This is a genomic window from Roseovarius sp. (assembly GCF_965277045.1).
In the GTDB taxonomy this organism is placed as follows: domain Bacteria; phylum Pseudomonadota; class Alphaproteobacteria; order Rhodobacterales; family Rhodobacteraceae; genus Roseovarius.
The window spans coordinates 471,660-487,983 of the sequence record NZ_OZ255712.1 but is presented as its reverse complement, the minus strand read 5'-3'; the positions used below and the strand labels follow the sequence as shown (position 1 = coordinate 487,983).

Here is a 16,324-nt window from a genome sequence, read left to right as displayed (position 1 = left end):
TGGCCCGCGCATGATACCACGCGCGGGCGTTTGGTTCAGCCGGGGCCTCAGGCGTCCAGCCAGACGTACTCTGCAAAGGCATAGCCCATCTGCCCTCCAAGCGGGTTCGGACGCATGCCCTTCACTTCCTTGGCCATGCCGTCCACGTTCGAGATGTAGGTCGGGATGATCGTGCCGGCCTCGTTGGCGACCATCTCCTGCATCTCCCAGTACATGTCGGTCCGCTTGGTCTCGTCCAGCATTCCGCGCGCCTCGACCAGCATGCTGTCGAACTTCGCGGACTTGTACTGGCTCTCGTTCCACGGCGCCTCGGAATGATACAGAAGCGAGAACAGGATGTCCGGCGTCGGCCGCGGGTTAATGTTGCCGAAATGGACCGGCGACTTCAGCCAGTAGTTGGACCAGTAGCCGTCCGAAGGCACCCGCTGCACGTCAAAGGTCATGCCGATTTCGGCACCGGCCTGTTGCACCACGGTCGCCATGTCGATCGACGCGTTGGCGGCGTCCGACGCGATGATCGGGATTGTCTGGCCCATCAGACCGGCCTTCTCGAACAAGGCCTTGGCCTTCTCGGGATCATAGGCCTTCGGCGCCAATTCGCTGTTGTGATAGCGGTTCGCGGGCGAAACCGGCTGGTCATTGCCGATCTCGGCCAGGCCGCGCAGGACCGACTTCTGGATCTGCTCACGGCGCACGAGGTGCTTCATGCCCTCGATGAACCCGGCCTTCGCACCCGGCTCCAGGTCCAAGCGGATGTTGAGGTTGGTATAATTGCCGGAGGTGCTGATCATCGTCTCGACGTTCGGCTGGCCTTCCATCATCCGCAGCGACCGCGCGTTGACCGCCGCGGCCAGGTGGATGTCCCCGGACAAGAGCGCGTTGACGCGGGCATTGTTGTCGGGAATGGCGAAGTATTCGAAGCTGTCCAGGTAGGGTCCGCTTTCCTTGAAGTAATCCGGGTTCTTCACCAGGATCGACCGGACGCCCGGCTCGAACTCCTCGACCTTGAATGCGCCGGTACCGTTGCCCTTGGGGAAATCCGTGGTGCCATCGGCCACGATCATGAAGTGGTGCAGCGACAGGATGGTGGGCAGGTCGGCGTTGGGTTCCGACAGAACGATCTTGACGTTCAGATCGTCCACCGCAGAAATCTCGGCCATCTGCGACGCGATCGAGTTCACCTTCGAGCCGACATCGGGATCCAGGTGGCGCTTCAGCGTGAACACCACATCGGCAGAGCTCAGCGTCTTGCCGTCGTGGAAGGTGACGCCGGGCCGCAGCTTGACGTTCCAGGTCTGTGCGTCTTCGGACTCGACCGCTTCGGCCAGTTCCATCTCGACTTCGCCGGCCTCGTTCAGGAATGTCAGGCGGTTGTAGATCGCGCAGCAGCGGGTGTAGTCGGTCGACAGCGACGCCTTCGCGGGGTCGAGCGTGTCAGCGGTCGAGGCGGACCAGCCCGCGGCCTTGAGGTGACCCCCGCTCTTGGGCGTCTCGGCCACGGCGCGGCTTGCACTCATCAGCAGGCTGCTCCCGGCGCCAAGGGCGATACCGGAGCCCATGAGCATCTTCAGCAGATCACGGCGCGAGGCCCCGCGGCGAAGCGCATCCTCGACCATGGCGTCGTCGCGCCCGGTCCAGTTGTTCGGTTTCTTGTGGGTCATGTCTTGTCTTCCCTGTTGCTAAGTCGGTTTCTGGTTCAGGTTTGGCCACGCCCGGCTCTGGCGGCCGGTTCGCGACTGGGTGCCGGGCTCAGGTCCCGGCGGCGCCGTCGGCCGCATCGGCCAGTTCCGCAAGAGATTTGAAGTGGTAATCAGGTTCGGTAACGGCCTCGGGTTTGATGGTGCCGCCGTACCCGGCCTGCCCGTGGCGACGCTCGATCCAGGCATTCGTCATGCCAAGCTGCCGCGAGATTCCGATGTCGTGATACTGGCTTTGCGCCGCGTGCAGGATCTGCTCCGGCGTACCGCCTGTCGCCTCGACATGGGCGAAAACCTTGTGAAAGAAGGCCGGGTCCGGCTTCTCGGTGCCCGTGTCATCGGTCGTGAAACTGGCCCAGAAGGGATGACCCAGCTTGGCGTCATAGCGCTCGAAAGCCCACCGGCGGGCGTTGGTCATGGCAATCAGCCGGTAGCGTTCGCCCAGCCGCGCCAGCGCCTCGGCACTATCGGGGAACGGGTCGGCATCCCCGACCGCCTCGACGATGCGTGTGCGCAGTTCCGGTGTGTCCGGCAACCCGAACTCGGCGGCGATACGGCCATAACACCGTGCCAGGTCATCCGGGAACAGTCCCGCCTCGGGATCGCTGCGCAGTGCGCCGTAGAACGACAGCATTTGCTCCCGGTCGAGGTCGACACCCGCCTCCACCGCGACGCTGCAAATCGCCCCGGTGATCGCGGCTTCGAAATCGATCAGCGTGCCGACCACGTCGAAACTCACGTAGCTGAAGGCGGTCAACGGCTTTGTCGCTGTCATCTGGGTCATGTGAACCTTTTCCTTGTCTGCCATCGCGTTACTTGCGGGTATGACGCGCTCTTATTTGATACTCGCCGCGTCAGCAGGCGGTGTGGGATCGAAAGTTGCTTTCCAAGCGGCAGATTCTTTCGTTTTGCCCGGTTGCGCGGTGTGAAATGCCGGGGCATTTTTTTGCGTCAGTACCCCTTTTTTCCGTGTACGAGGCCGGGCAGGTCATCGCCCGTCCGGCTGGCGCGGACGACAGCCAGGGCGTGACGCGCCCCTTCTTCCGAGTCCGTCTGCCCGCCGATATGCGGCGTGACGATGACCCGCGGATCCTGCCAGGCCCAATGGTCCTTCGGCAGGGGTTCGGGCTCTGTCACGTCCAGCATCGCGGCCTTGAGGTGTCCGTCGTCCAGCGCAGCGCGCATCGCTTCCATGTCCAGCTGCGCGCCGCGTCCGGCATGAACGAGCGCAGCCCCTCGGGGCAGCATTGCGAAGACGCGTGAGGACAACAGTCCTCGCGTCTCATCGGTCAACGGCAGCAGGCAGATCAGCAGGTCGGTCCGCGCCAGGAATGGCTTCAGATCATCCGGCCCGTAAACGTCGACGCCTGCGACAGGCGCGCCCGACCGGCTCCAGCCCGCAACCTCGAAACCCAGCGCCGCCGTGACCTCCGCGACCGCGCGTCCGATTCGGCCCAGGCCCATGATCCCAACCCGGCCGGCACTGGCCCGTTTCGGCGGATGGGCGCGCCAGTCGCCCTCCGCCGCCTGCGCAAGATAGCGCGGCATGTCCCGGTACAGCGTCAGGGTGGCCATCAGGACCCAGTCGCGAACCATCTCGTCGACGCTGGGCGCCAGCGTGCGCACAAGGGCGACGCCTTGCGGCATGGGTGGCATCTGGTCGACCCCGGCACCGACACTGATCACGGTCTTCAGGCTGGGATAGCGCCCCAGGTCATCGGGCGGGTTCCAGCAGGCCAGGTGTGAGACCGCCTTCGGATCGTCCACCGCGTCCTCCCCGAATACCATCGGCTCCCCGGCCTCATCGAAAATCTGACGCCAGACCTGCCCCCGTTCGGATGGTCCGATCAACAGCAAGGTCATGCGCGCATCACCTCGCGGATCTCGGGATCTTCCAGCGTCAGATCCAGCACCCGGCGCGTGCGCTCGATGATCTGGTCGATCTCGGCATCGCTGCAACACAGCGGCGGGGCAAAACCCAGGATGCCCTGGGCAAAAGCCCGTACGATCAAGCCGTTCTCGTAGGCGCGGTCGAACAGCCGCGTACCGCCCTCCAGCGCAGTGGCGGGCAGCGGTGTCTTTTTGTCCTTGTCCGTGACAAGCTCCACCGCCGCCAGCATTCCGCGTCCCCGCACATCCCCCACCAGGGGGTGGTCCGAAAGCCCGACCAGCCCGGCCTGCAGGCGTGCGCCTTGCCGGCGGCCGTTTTCCAGCAACCCGCCTTCGTAGAGTTTCAGGACCTCCAGGCCCACCGCCGCGGAGACCGGGTGGCCCGAATAGGTAAACCCGTGCCCGATCAGCTTCTGACCCGCGCCTTCGGCGATCGTCTGGTAGACGTGGTCGCGCATGAACACCGCCCCCATGGGGGCGTAACCCGAGGTCAGGCCCTTGGCGACCGTCATCAGGTCGGGCACGATCCCTTCCTCTTCGCTGGCGAACAGTGGCCCGGTCCGGCCGAACCCGGTAATCACCTCATCGGCCACGAACAGGATGCCAAGCTCGGTGCACACCTCGCGCATTGCCTTGATCCATCCCTTGGGCGGCACCAGGACCCCGCCCGACCCCTGGATCGGCTCGACGAAAAACGCGGCGACGCGCTCGGGACCAAGTTCCTCGGCCTTGGCACGCAGGGCCGCGGTCGATGCGGAGATGATCCCGGCCTCATCTGACCCAACCGGATTGCGATAGGCATAATGCGACGGGATCTTGTGCTGCCAGTCATAGGGCACACCGAACCCCTCGTGGAAAACCGGCAGCGCCGTCAAACCCGCGCCCGCCGAGGTCGAACCGTGAAACCCCTGCGCGACCGAGATGAACTGATCCCGCTCGGGCTTGCCTTGCGCATGCCAGTAGTAGCGGATGAACCGCACGGCACTATCCACCGCATCCGACCCGCCCAGGCTGAAATAGACGTGGTCCAGATCGCCCGGCGCCCGCTCGGCCAGTTCCGCCGCCAGCCGGATCGGTGCCTCCGCGCCCAGATTGAAATACCCGGTGGCATAGGGCAGTTCCCGCATCTGCGCCGCGGCGGCCTCGACAACGCTTTCCTGGCCGTAGCCTGCATTGACACACCACAGTCCAGCGAACCCGTCGATCAGTTCATGCCCCTCGTTATCGGTCACCCGCGCCCCTTGCGCGGACCGCATGACGCGCACGCCGCGCGCCTCATGCCCGCGAAAAGAGGAAAGCGGGTGCACCAGGTGCCGGCGGTCAAGTTCAACAAGCGAATTTGCGAGCATGTTTATCTCCGATTATCCAAGGGCTTGGGATACAAGCGCATAAGTCGTATAGTCTGAGGGCGTTGCGGGCGCAGGCGTGCGAACCATCGCGGTTCCTCCGCCCACGTGTTCCAGCCCCAGGGCGGTGACGAATTCCGACAGTCCAGCCGCCTCGGGCAGGTCGATACGCAGGAAACGGCCCTCTGTCCGGCTTGCCGCTTCGGCGATCAGGGCGCGCGCCACGGCTGCGTCCTTCGCCACCACCGGCCCGACCACGTGCCCGCGTCCGAAATCCCGCAACAGCGCAAAGCCTTCCTCCGCCAGAAGCACCTGACCCTGCGCCGCGATCTGCTCTAGCAGAGCCTGCCGTTCCAGCCCGCACGCCGCGCGGTCCAGATCCGCAAGGCGACCGATGTCGGACAGGCCGCCGTCGCGCACGACAAGCTGCCGCGCGGCGGTCCGGGCGATGCCCTGATGCTGCAGGATCTGGTGCGTCGCCGTGAATCCCAGCTTCTCGTACAGAGGCAGTCCTTCGCGCGTCGCCACCAGACGCATCTCGCCGCCTGCGCCAAGCGCCATCGCGGCCTCCATCAGCCGCCGGCCAAGGCCACGCCCGCGCATCGCCTCGTCGACGATGATCATGTTGATCAACGCGACGGAACCGAAGCGGCTGCAACAGGCGGTTCCCGTCACCCTGTCGCCCTCGGTCGCGACAACCCCCTCCGAAACGGCCAGGGCAAGGTCCCAGTCCTCTTTCCGGTGCGGCCAGCCAACCTGGCGAGACAGCGCCAGTGCGCCGTCGACATGTTCTGCCCCAAGCGGACGGATTTCCAGTTTCTCTGCGGGCTGCGTCTGCACGGGTGCCTCGGACATGAACTCACTCTTGCTGATTTTTCTGGATGCTAGGCCGCACGGATCGGCATGTTCCGCCTGATGCGAAATGCGTCCGGCAGTTTTCTGTCGCACCCGGTGTCCCGCGCCGCAGGAAATGCCGCCCTATGCGGCACAGCGCTGGCCCAGACCCAGAATCATCGCATGGCAGGCGTGCAACTCGGACCGTGTCAGGTATTCCTCGGGCCGGTGCGCCCGCGCGATGTCGCCGGGCCCGCAGATGATCGAAGGCATGCCCGCCTGCTGGAAAAGTCCCGCCTCGGTCCCGAAACTGACGGCGCGGACGAAAGAATGGCCCGACAACTCCGCCACCAGCGTGGCCAGCGGATCATCCGCGTCCAGTGCCAATGGCGGGTAGCTGGACAGCCACTCGGTGCCGACACCCGCCTTCTCCGCCGCATCAATCACCGTCGCCAGCAGCGACCGGGGCTCGACACCGGCGATGGCGCGTGCCTCGATCTCCGCCTCCGCTCGCTCGGGGATGATATTCAGCGCCTGGCCACCCGCCACCGTGCCGATCTGCAGGCTGGACCACGGCGGCGCAAAGCGGTCGTCCCGCGGACCCTCGGCCTCCAGCGCTTGCGCCTGCGCCCGGGCCGCGAGCAGCACCGGCAACAACGTGTGGATCGCGTTCACCCCAAGGTCGGGCCGCGAGCTGTGACCGGCCACGCCCGTCGCCCGCAGGCGCAGCGCGGCCTTGCCCTTGTGCGCCAGCACCGGCACCAGCCCCGTGGGTTCGCCCACGATGCAGCCCAGCGGCGGCGCACAGAGCTCCGGCATTGCCGCGATCATGTGCGGCACGCCCTTGCACCCCGCCTCCTCGTCATAGGAGAGAGCGATGTGGATCGGAACGGCGGGGCTCATCTCGGCCAACCCGGGCGCCGCCGCCAGGACCGCGGCAACAAATCCCTTCATGTCGCACGCGCCCCGCCCGATCAGCCGGTCGTCCCGCCTGCGCAGGCGGAATGGATCGCCCTGCCATTCCGGCTCGCCCGCCGGCACCACATCCACATGCCCTGACAGAACATACCCTGGCCGATCCGCATCCCCGATCGTGGCGAACAGGTTGGCCCGGTCGCCCTCCGGCCCAACCAGGATACGGCAGGATATGTCGTGACCCTCCAGCCAATCCGCCACCGCCTCGATCAAAGACAGATTCGGACGCCCCACGACCGTCTCGTGGCCCACGAGTTCTTCCAGCATCTCTTCGGGTGCGCACGAAAACGGCATGTCGTCTCGACTCCTCTTGTTTCGGCTTGCCAGCCTGCATGGTGTATCCTGGATGGAAAGCGGCGATCAGGGGCATCGCATCGCCACGATACCACGGCACCTTTTGCCGCATCCCGCCCGATCAACGCGATATCCTGCGGCGGGCGCGGAAAACCCGGCAATCCATTCCGTCCGGATACGGCGAGGATGAAGGCATCTTGAACCCTTCGGAGACCCCCATGCCTTTCACCCCCAAGTTCATCACTTTCGACTGCCACGGCACCATGATCTTTTTCGACATGGGCCAGGCCGCGCGCGATCACTACGGCAAGGTGCTGTCGTCCGACGCGATGGAGGTCTTCATCCGCGATTTCTCCGCCTACCGCCTGGACGAGGTGCTGGGGGCCTGGAAACCTTATGCCGAGGTTGTGCACAACGCGCTCGAACGCACCTGCAAGCGCAACCGCGTGGCGTTCGACCCTGCCGTCGCCACCGAAATCTATGAACGCGTTCCCACCTGGGGCCCGCATCCCGACGTCACCGCCGGGCTCTCCAAGATCGCGGGCAAGATCCCCCTCGTTGCGCTTACCAACGCGATGAACAGCCAGATCCCGCACAACATCGCCAATCTCGGCGTGCCCATCACCCATGTCTTCACCGCCGAGGATGCGCAGGCCTACAAACCGCAGATGCAGGCCTTCGAATACATGTTCGACCAGCTGGGTTGCGGCCCCGAGGATATTCTGCACGTCTCGTCAAGCTTCCGCTACGATCTTATGACGGCGCATGATCTCGGCATCACCCACAAGGCCTGGGTCAATCGCGGCCACGAGCCCGCCAATCCGTATTATGGATATACCGAGATTCCGGACATCTCCGGATTGCCCGCGCTGGTCGGGCTTTGATGCACGCGGAGACGGACATGAAATACACGTCCTATTGGCTCGACACCGCCCCGCCCTTCGAGGGCGGCCAAGATGGCCCGGTCGAGGGACGGTTCGATGTCGCCATCATCGGTGGCGGCTTCACCGGCCTCAGCGCCGCGCTGCGACTGGCGCGCGCGGGCGTGTCGGTGGCCCTGCTCGAGGCCCAGCACGTCGGCGCAGGCGGATCGGGCCGCAACGGCGGACATCTCAACAACGGCCTTGCGCATGGCTATGCCGCCGCCAAGGCACATCTGGGCGCAACACGCGCCCACGCGCTTTACAAGGCCTACGATCGCTCGATCGACATGATCGAGGACATCATCGCCGAGGAACGTATCTCCTGCGATTTCCGCCGCTCGGGCAAGCTCAAGCTCGCCTCCAAACCCGGACATGTCGCCGGGCTGCGCGCGAACTGCGACTTGATCGCCCGCGAGGTCGACCCCGAGGCGCGCTGGCTCGAGGCATCCGAACTGCGCGATGAAATCGGCTCTCGCGCCTTCCACGGCGCGACGCTGCAGCCGAAATCGGCGATGATGCATATGGGCCGCTACGTCACTGGCCTGGCCCGTGCCGCCTCCGACCACGGGGCCCGGATCTGGGAAGGTGCGCCGGTGACGGCTCGGCACAGGCAGAACGGCGGCTGGCGGCTCGAAACCCCGCGCGGTCACCTCCAGGCGGAGCGTGTGATCGCCGCAACCGACGCCTACTCGGGCGTCCACGGCGCCGCCCCACTCAAGCCCTTCCGCAAGCGCATCATCGCAGTCGGCTCCTTCATCGTGGCCACGCGCCCGCTCGACGACGCCGAAGTCGCGGCGACCATGCCCGGCAACCGCACCTGCGTGACCTCCATGAACATCGGAAACTATTTCCGCCTGTCGCCCGACAACCGCCTGATCTTCGGCGGACGCGCGCGGTTCTCGGCCACGTCCGACCAGCGGTCCGACGCCAAGTCGGGGGCCATCCTGCGCGCCGGCATGGCGCAAATCTTTCCGCAGCTTGCAAATGTGCCGATCGACTATTGCTGGGGCGGGCTCGTGGGCATGACCAAGGACAGGCTGCCCCGCGCCGGCGAGATGGACGGCATGATCTACGGGATGGGGTATTCCGGGCACGGCGCGCAGATGTCGACCCTGGTGGGCGCGTCGCTCGCCGACCTCGCCATGGGCCGCGAAGACACCAACCCTCTGGCCGGCCTCGACTGGCCGACCGTTCCGGGTTACTCGGGTCGTCCCTGGTTCCTGCCCTTCGTCGGCATGTGGTTTGCGCTCAAGGATCGTCTGTCCTGATGCCCGCCGCGCTCAGCCAAGCGAGTGTGCCGCCAGTCCGAACATCCGCGGGCCGTCCAGCGGACGACGCTGCCGGCCCAGGTACATTTCGGTGACGGTGTCGTAGACCCCCATTCCGATGGCCGACAGGAAGGCGTTGAACTTTTCGCTTTCCACTGGCGTGTCAAGGCGCACGAACTCGCCTTCACTGCGCTTGATCAGCGGGGCGGCCAGCATCATCGCGATGTCCTCGGTCTCGGCGACCACGGGCCCTATGACCCACCCGCGCCCGAAACGGCGGCGCAGCGCAAAACCGCAGATCGTGCCCTCCCGCTCGACGACCATGCCATCGGACAGGCGCAGCATCTCTGCCAAGATCCTGTCCCTTGCCGCCCCATACGCTTGCGTATCCAGCGCCGCGATTGCGGCGGTGTCTTCCACCTCCATCGCGCGCGCGTTGACGCCAGACACCGGATCGGGCGATTGAACCCGCCGCGTCATCCCCTGATGCTGCCGGATCGTCGTCAGCGGCACAAAGCCCGCTTCCTTGTAAAGCCGGTATCCCTGCCGGGTTGCGCTAAGCCGCAAATCCGCCTTGGGGCATTCATTCATCACCCGGCGCAACAGCCAACGTCCCGTTCCCATCGTCTGAAGCCGCGGCGCGGTCACCATCATGCCCAGCATGGCGAAATCCGGCTCCGCGCGAAAACACATGGCCGACCCCATGGCGCGACCGATCTCGTCCACCGCCAGGTACCCTTCGCCCAGCGAAATGAAGACATCCAGATCACGCCATCGATGCGGCCAGAACACCCCGACGGTCAGTTCATGCAAGAGCGCCCGGTCGGCCAGGCTGATCCGGTGCGCGGTGGCCACGAACTTGTCCACGCGAAAACTGTCGTCCGTCGGCGCGTCTCCCGCGGACAATGCGTCATTTCCGGACCCGCCAACCTGTCTTACCATGCGTACGCACATCCCTCATCTTCCGCGGCGCAGGCACGTCGGGCCGTGCTACGCGGGGTCGAATACCACTTCCTACACAGTATCGACCAATCGTCACGGTTTTTTCTGCGGTTTCCGGCCCGGATACCACAGCATATGCGCTTTGTTTTTTGCAAAGCTGCCCATGAACCCCGCGCGCCCGGGATCGCACCGGCCCGCGCGACAAGACAACCGCCACCAACGAGGATAGACCGACCCATGCGCGAAGACCCATTGATGCAGCCCTTCCAGATCGGGCCGCTGACGCTCAAAAACCGCCTGCTGATCACCGGGCACGAGCCGGGTTACTCCGAGGACGGGCTGCCCAAGGAGCGCTATCGCGCCTACCATGTCGCGCGGGCCCGAGGAGGGGTGGCGCTGACGATGACGATGGGCTCTGCCGCGGTCGCGCCCGACAGCGCCCCCAGTTCAGGCGGCGTGCAGGCCTATCGCGACGAAATCGTGCCGCTGATGCGCACATTGGCCGACGAGTGCCACGACCATGGCTGCGCGGTGATGATCCAGCTCACCCATCACGGCCGGCGCACCCGCTGGGACCGGGGCGACTGGCTGCCCACGATTTCCGCCAGCCACGATCGCGAGGTCGCACACAGACACGCTGCCAAGCTGGCCGAAGACTGGGATATCGCCCGCATCATCGACGATTACGCCACCGCCGCCGAACGGATGCGTGACGCAGGCCTCGACGGGCTCGAATTTCTCGCCACGGGCCACCTGCTGGATCAGTTCTGGTCGCCACGCTCCAATCACCTTGACGCGCCCTATGGCGGATCGCTCGAAAACCGCATGCGTCTCGCGATGGAGGTGCTGACCGAGACCCGCCGCCGCGTCGGGCCGGACTTCCTTCTGGGGCTGCGCTATGCTGGCGATGAAATGTGCACCGACGGCGTCGACGCCGAAGAGGGTATGGAAATCTCGCGACGCCTCCGCGACAGCGGCCTCGTGGACTTCCTCAACGTGACCCGAGGCCATATAGACACCGACGCCGGACTGACCGATATGATCCCGGTTCACGGAATGCCCAGCGCGCCGCATCTCGACGCCGCCGCCAGCCTGCGCAAGGCCACGGGAATGCCCGTCTTTCACGCCGCCAAGGTGGCCGATGTCGCCACCGCGCGGCACGCCATCGCCTCCGGCATGGTGGACATGATCGGCATGACCCGCGCCCATCTGGCCGACCCCGATATCGGACGCCGGATCGCCGCCGGCGAAGAGGAGCGCATCCGCCCCTGCGTCGGGGCCAACTTCTGTCTCGACCGCCGGTTTCAGGGTGCCGCCGCGCTCTGCGCCCACAATCCCTCGACCGGGCGGGAACGCGAACAGCCCCACCGCATCGAACCCGCCGAAGCGGCCCGCCGCGTGCTGGTGATCGGCGCCGGCCCCGGCGGTCTCGAAGCGGCGCGCGTCGCCGCCCTGCGGGGCCACCGGGTCGAGCTTCACGAAGCCGCCAACGACCCCGGCGGACAGGTGCGGCTGCTGGCGCAGTCGCCGCGGCGGCGCGAGATCCTGTCGCTTATCGGCTGGCGCATGGCCGAATGCGAACGGCTGGGCGTGCGGTTCCACTTCAACAGCTTCGCCGAGACCGAAACCGTCACCAAGGCCGGCGCGGACGTGGTGATCGTCGCCACCGGCGGCCTGCCCCACGAGGTACCGCTCAGCTCCGGTCAGGACCTGACCGTGTCCAGCTGGGACATCCTCTCGGGGGATGCGCAGCCGGGCCGCAACGTTCTCGTGTTCGACAATTCCGGCGACGCGGCCGGCCTTCAAGCGGCCGAGATGATCGCGGCCACCGGCGCAAGGGTCGAGATCGTCAGCCCCGAGCGCGCCCTGTCAGCCGAGGTGATGCCGATGACGCTGACCCCCTTCCTGCGCGAGATGCAGGCGCGCGATGTAACCTTCACCGTGACCTGGCGACTGCATTCGATCGAGCGCGCGGGCAACCGTCTGCTGGCCAAGCTGGGCAGCGATTTCAGTGCCGCACAGTCCACGCGCGAGGTCGACCAGGTCGTGGTCAACAACGGCACCATTCCCCTGGACGACCTCTATTTCGACCTCAAACCCCTCTCCCGCAACCTGGGCGAGGTGGACCAGGACGCTCTCCTGGCCGGACGCCCCCAGACCCTCATCCGCAACGCGCAATCCGGTTTTTCTCTCTTCCGGATCGGCGACGCCGTTGCATCCCGCAATATCCATGCGGCCGTCTATGACGGACTTCGGCTTCTGAGAACATGTTGAAACCCGCATGGTCGACGTCAGCCCCGAAGGAACGAGGGGGCTTGGTACATCCCCCGGTCGCTAGCGTCTCAGCGGCAGGACTCGCACAGGATCGTCGCCCCGAAATGTGAAGACCGCGCTTCAGAAATCCCAGTCTTCGTCTTCTGTCGCGACGGCCTTCCCGATGACATAGCTGGAACCCGAGCCGGAGAAGAAATCGTGGTTCTCGTCCGAGTTGGGCGACAGGGCCGCCATGATCGCCGGATTCACCTTGCAGGCCTCGTCGGGGAAAAGCGCCTCGAACCCGAGGTTCTGCAGAGCCTTGTTGGCGTTGTAACGCAGGAAGGCCTTCACATCCTCGGTCAGTCCCAGCGGATCGTAAAGCTGCTCGGTATAGCGCGCCTCGATCTCGTAAAGGTCAAACAGCAGACCGAAGGCAAAATCCTTGATCTCCCGCCGTTCTGCCTCGGGCAGACGCTACAGTCCTCGCTGGAACTTGTAGCCGATGTAATAGCCGTGGATCGCCTCGTCGCGGATGATCAGGCGGATCAGGTCGGCGGTATTGGTCAGCCGCGCCCGGCTGGACCAGTGCATTGGCAGATAGAAGCCCGAGTAGAACAGGAAGGACTCCAGGAATACGCTGGCCACCTTTTTGCGCAGGGGCGAGGCGCGTTTGGAATAGACGGTGATGCTCATGGTGCACTGTCCCTTATTTGTGGTTTGCGAATGGCGGGACAGGACACGGGAACTGGAGGCCTGAAGGGCCCCTGACACGCGCATGGGCCCTCCGCCCGCGGTCGTCGTTCACTGTGCCTTGGCAGGTCTCCTGGCTCGCGGCTCTTGCGCCTCGGTCCGCCTTCCCGGTGTTGCCTCACCAGTGGATCCGGACCTTGGCTTGCCACTTACAGTTGCGGGGGCAGCGCCGGTGTCTCACCGGCTTCCCTTTTCACCCACGATGTCGAGGCGCGGGCACCAATGCTACACCATATTGGGCTTTGGCGGGTGAATCTCCCAATATGTAGTTTTCCACGCAGAGGCGATTTCCGCCCCATCGTGCAGGATGTCTGTTTCACTTCAGCGAGTGTCGCAATTCCCATATTGCGACGTTCCACCTGTGATAATCGGAGAAGTTGCAAGGTGCCGCCTGCGGGCGGAGAATTGGGAAGCCGGTGAAATCCCGGCACTGCCCCCGCAACGGTAACGGTGTTGCAACGGGCGCGGTCACGACCACTGGGGAAGAGGAGCCCCGGGAAGGTTTCGCGCCACGAGGTCCCGCACAAGGGCCGCACCGGAGTCCGGAAACCAGCCTTGCAATGACGTCAAACTGCGGGTGGCGGTGCGGGCGCTGCTTCGGGTCCGGCTCCTCGCTTGCCGCACCTGCGGACCGCGCGTGCCGACCTCCTGCCTGAATTCGCCGCGCCGCGCGGCGGGAGGCCAAGGATGAACACCCAACCGATCAGCGATCTGCTGGCGCGGCGTCGGCCGGGCCATGCGCTGGAGCAGGCATTCTATACCGATGCGGACGTGTTCCGCGCGGACATTGAAAACATCTTTTATCGCGACTGGCTTTTTGCCGTGCCGGCCTGCGAACTGCCCAAGCCGGGCAGCTTCGTGACCCACCGCGTTGGCGACTATGGCGTCGTCATCGTGCGCGGCGCCGATGGCGAGATCCGCGCCTTCCACAACTCCTGCCGTCACCGCGGGTCGATCCTGTGCAAGGTGGCCAAGGGCAACGCGCCCAAGCTGGTTTGCCCCTATCACCAATGGACCTACGAACTGGACGGGCGGCTGCTGTGGGCGCGGGAAATGGGGCCTGAGTTCGACCCCACCAAACACGGGCTGAAGCCGGTGCATTGCCGTATCCTCAGCGGGCTGGTCTATATCTGCCTGGCCGACGAGGCTCCCGATTTCGAGGCCTTCGCGGAACTGGCGCAGCCCTACCTGCAGGTGCATGACCTGACGGATGCCAAGGTCGCCTTCGAGACGTCCATCGTCGAGAACGGCAACTGGAAACTGGTGTGGGAGAACAACCGCGAGTGCTATCACTGCGGCGGCAACCATCCGGGCCTCTGCCGCTCCTTCACCGACGACCCCACCGTGACCGGCATCGAGGAAGGCACCACCCCGCCCCATCTTCAGGCGCATTTCGACCGGCTGGAGGCACAGGGCGTCCCGTCGCGGTTCCGCATGTCGGACGACATGCAATACCGCCTCGCGCGGATGCCGCTGCTGCCCGGCGCCAAGAGCTTCACCATGGACCTCAAGCCCGCCGTGTCGAAATGGCTGGGCCGGGTCAGCGATGACACGGCGGGCACGCTGCTGAAATACCATTACCCCACGACCTGGAACCATTTCCTGCCGGATCATTCCATCGTCTTCCGCGTCACGCCCCTGACGCCGATGACGACGGAGGTCACGACCAAGTGGCTGGTGCACAAGGACGCGGTCGAGGGTGTGGATTACGACGTCACGCGCCTGTCCGAGGTCTGGCTCGCCACCAATGACGAGGACCGCCGCGTGGTCGAGGACAACCAACTGGGCATCCTGTCGCCGGCCTATGAACCCGGCCCCTATTCGCCGATCCACGAAAACGGAGTGATGGGCTTCGTCGACTGGTACTGCAACACGATGCGCCAGCGGCTGGACCCTGTCGCGATGGCGGCGGAGTGATCCGATGAACGATCTGTCCCACGTTCCCGCCCGTGCGATCTGGTCGGATGACGAGATGCTGGAATGCGTTTCGGTCATTCCCGAACGACCGAACACCGCGACCTTTACCTTTCGAGCGCCGTCGGGGGCGTTGTTCGACTATCGCCCGGGCCAATTCCTGACGCTGGAAATTCCCGCGCCGGGCGGCACCGTGCACCGGACCTACACGATCTCGTCCTCGCCGTCGCGGCCGCGGTCGATCTCGGTCACGGTCAAGGCGCAGGCTGACAGCGTGGGCACACGCTGGATGCTCGACAACCTTGTGCCCGGCGTTCGGATCAGGGCGCTGGGGCCTTCGGGCCTTTTCACCCATCTCGATCACCCCGCCGAGAAGTACCTGTTCATCTCGGCCGGCTCGGGCATCACGCCGATGATGTCGATGACGACATGGATGTTCGACCTCGGAACGGAACCCGATATCGTCTTCATCAACTGCGCCCGGCGTCCCGGCGAGATCATCTTTCGCGAACGGCTGGAACACATGTCCAGCCGCGTGCCGGGCATCGACCTGCACTGGGTGGTCGAAACCCCGGACCGCTATGCGCCCTGGACCGGCTATCGCGGCACGTTCAACCAGTTGATGCTGGGGCTGATGGCGCAGGATTACCTGGAACGCGAGGTGTTCTGTTGTGGCCCCGAGCCCTTCATGCAGGCAGTGCGTGAGGCACTTCAAGGTCTCGGCTTCGACATGGCGCATTACCACCAGGAAAGCTTCCACGCGCCGGCGGCCACCGAGGCAGAGATCCCCGAGATCGACGATGTCGTCCCCGACCAGGCTGCACAGGCCGAGGTCGAGTTCGCCCTCTCCGGTGTCAGCGCGAATGTCTCGGAGACCGACACCATCCTGTCGGCGGCGCGGACCAACGGGCTGAACATCCCGTCGGGCTGCACCTTCGGCGTGTGCGGCACCTGCAAGGTCCGCAAAAGCGCGGGCGAGGTCCACATGGTGCATAACGGTGGCATCTCGGAGGACGATATCGCCGAGGGTTATATTCTCGCCTGCTGTTCGCACCCCATTGGCAAGGTGTCGGTGGAGGTGTGAACGCAATGATGAACCGGCCGCTGCCTCGGGCAGCGGCCATCGCTTGCCGGCGGCGGCCTTGAACTTCCGCCGGTTCTGGCGACACCAAGGCCCACTCGCTGACATCCTCTTCCACGAAACAACGCCAGTCTGTTCCCAACGCGCTGACGGG

12 protein-coding genes, 1 pseudogene and 2 riboswitches are annotated in these 16,324 nt (G+C 65.3%); of the genes and pseudogenes, 5 read left to right on the top strand and 8 right to left on the bottom strand.

Going from position 1 to position 16,324, the window contains the following annotated elements; translation table 11 throughout:
* Positions 1-47: 47 nt before the first annotated feature.
* From ACQY4V_RS02390 to argE, 6 genes are all read right to left on the bottom strand, one after another.
* A complete protein-coding gene (locus ACQY4V_RS02390; protein ID WP_428515341.1) occupies positions 48-1,661 on the bottom strand; it encodes an ABC transporter substrate-binding protein in 1,614 nt (537 codons plus the stop codon).
* Between the two features lie 88 nt (positions 1,662-1,749).
* Positions 1,750-2,481 (bottom strand): HAD-IA family hydrolase, encoded by a 732-nt coding sequence (locus ACQY4V_RS02385; protein WP_428515340.1) that lies wholly within the window; start codon positions 2,479-2,481, stop codon positions 1,750-1,752.
* 167 nt (positions 2,482-2,648) lie between these two features.
* Positions 2,649-3,560 carry a 2-hydroxyacid dehydrogenase gene (locus ACQY4V_RS02380; protein WP_428515339.1) on the bottom strand — a complete coding sequence of 304 codons (912 nt, stop codon included), beginning with the start codon at positions 3,558-3,560 and terminating at the stop codon, positions 2,649-2,651.
* Complete coding sequence (locus ACQY4V_RS02375; RefSeq protein ID WP_428515338.1) at positions 3,557-4,936, bottom strand: aspartate aminotransferase family protein; 1,380 nt, start codon at positions 4,934-4,936, stop codon at positions 3,557-3,559. The genes ACQY4V_RS02380 and ACQY4V_RS02375 overlap by 4 nt, the downstream gene beginning before the upstream one ends.
* A 12-nt stretch (positions 4,937-4,948) precedes the next feature.
* Positions 4,949-5,788 carry a GNAT family N-acetyltransferase gene (locus ACQY4V_RS02370; protein WP_428515337.1) on the bottom strand — a complete coding sequence of 280 codons (840 nt, stop codon included), beginning with the start codon at positions 5,786-5,788 and terminating at the stop codon, positions 4,949-4,951.
* A 123-nt stretch (positions 5,789-5,911) separates the two neighbouring features.
* Positions 5,912-7,036 carry an acetylornithine deacetylase gene (gene argE, locus ACQY4V_RS02365; RefSeq protein WP_428515336.1) on the bottom strand — a complete coding sequence of 375 codons (1,125 nt, stop codon included), beginning with the start codon at positions 7,034-7,036 and terminating at the stop codon, positions 5,912-5,914.
* Positions 7,037-7,254: 218 nt separating this feature from the next.
* Here argE and ACQY4V_RS02360 point away from each other — a divergent pair, with 218 nt between their 5' ends.
* Positions 7,255-7,920, top strand: coding sequence for a haloacid dehalogenase type II (locus tag ACQY4V_RS02360; protein WP_428515335.1), 666 nt, complete (start codon positions 7,255-7,257; stop codon positions 7,918-7,920).
* Positions 7,921-7,937: 17 nt separating this feature from the next.
* The gene (locus ACQY4V_RS02355) at positions 7,938-9,227 is read left to right on the top strand and encodes an NAD(P)/FAD-dependent oxidoreductase (RefSeq protein WP_428515334.1); all 1,290 of its coding nucleotides are present in this window, start codon (positions 7,938-7,940) and stop codon (positions 9,225-9,227) included.
* A gap of 12 nt (positions 9,228-9,239) precedes the next feature.
* On the opposite strand, the gene ACQY4V_RS02350 is transcribed toward ACQY4V_RS02355, so the two are convergent.
* Positions 9,240-10,169, bottom strand: coding sequence for a GNAT family N-acetyltransferase (locus ACQY4V_RS02350; protein WP_428515333.1), 930 nt, complete (start codon positions 10,167-10,169; stop codon positions 9,240-9,242).
* A 237-nt stretch (positions 10,170-10,406) separates the two neighbouring features.
* Here ACQY4V_RS02350 and ACQY4V_RS02345 point away from each other — a divergent pair, with 237 nt between their 5' ends.
* Positions 10,407-12,443, top strand: a complete 2,037-nt coding sequence (locus ACQY4V_RS02345) for an FAD-dependent oxidoreductase (protein ID WP_428515332.1) — start codon at positions 10,407-10,409, stop codon at positions 12,441-12,443.
* A 120-nt stretch (positions 12,444-12,563) separates the two neighbouring features.
* Here the strand turns inward: ACQY4V_RS02345 and ACQY4V_RS02340 are convergent.
* Positions 12,564-13,103, bottom strand: a pseudogene (locus ACQY4V_RS02340) (ribonucleotide-diphosphate reductase subunit beta); the annotation flags it as partial.
* Between the two features lie 118 nt (positions 13,104-13,221).
* A riboswitch (cobalamin riboswitch) is annotated at positions 13,222-13,414 on the bottom strand.
* A gap of 126 nt (positions 13,415-13,540) precedes the next feature.
* Positions 13,541-13,747: riboswitch (cobalamin riboswitch) on the top strand.
* 115 nt (positions 13,748-13,862) lie between these two features.
* Here ACQY4V_RS02340 and ACQY4V_RS02335 point away from each other — a divergent pair.
* Both ACQY4V_RS02335 and ACQY4V_RS02330 read left to right on the top strand, forming a co-directional pair.
* Positions 13,863-15,092, top strand: a complete 1,230-nt coding sequence (locus ACQY4V_RS02335) for an aromatic ring-hydroxylating oxygenase subunit alpha (RefSeq protein ID WP_428515331.1) — start codon at positions 13,863-13,865, stop codon at positions 15,090-15,092.
* 4 nt (positions 15,093-15,096) lie between these two features.
* The gene (locus tag ACQY4V_RS02330; protein ID WP_428515330.1) at positions 15,097-16,173 is read left to right on the top strand and encodes a 2Fe-2S iron-sulfur cluster-binding protein; all 1,077 of its coding nucleotides are present in this window, start codon (positions 15,097-15,099) and stop codon (positions 16,171-16,173) included.
* Positions 16,174-16,324 lie beyond the last annotated feature (151 nt).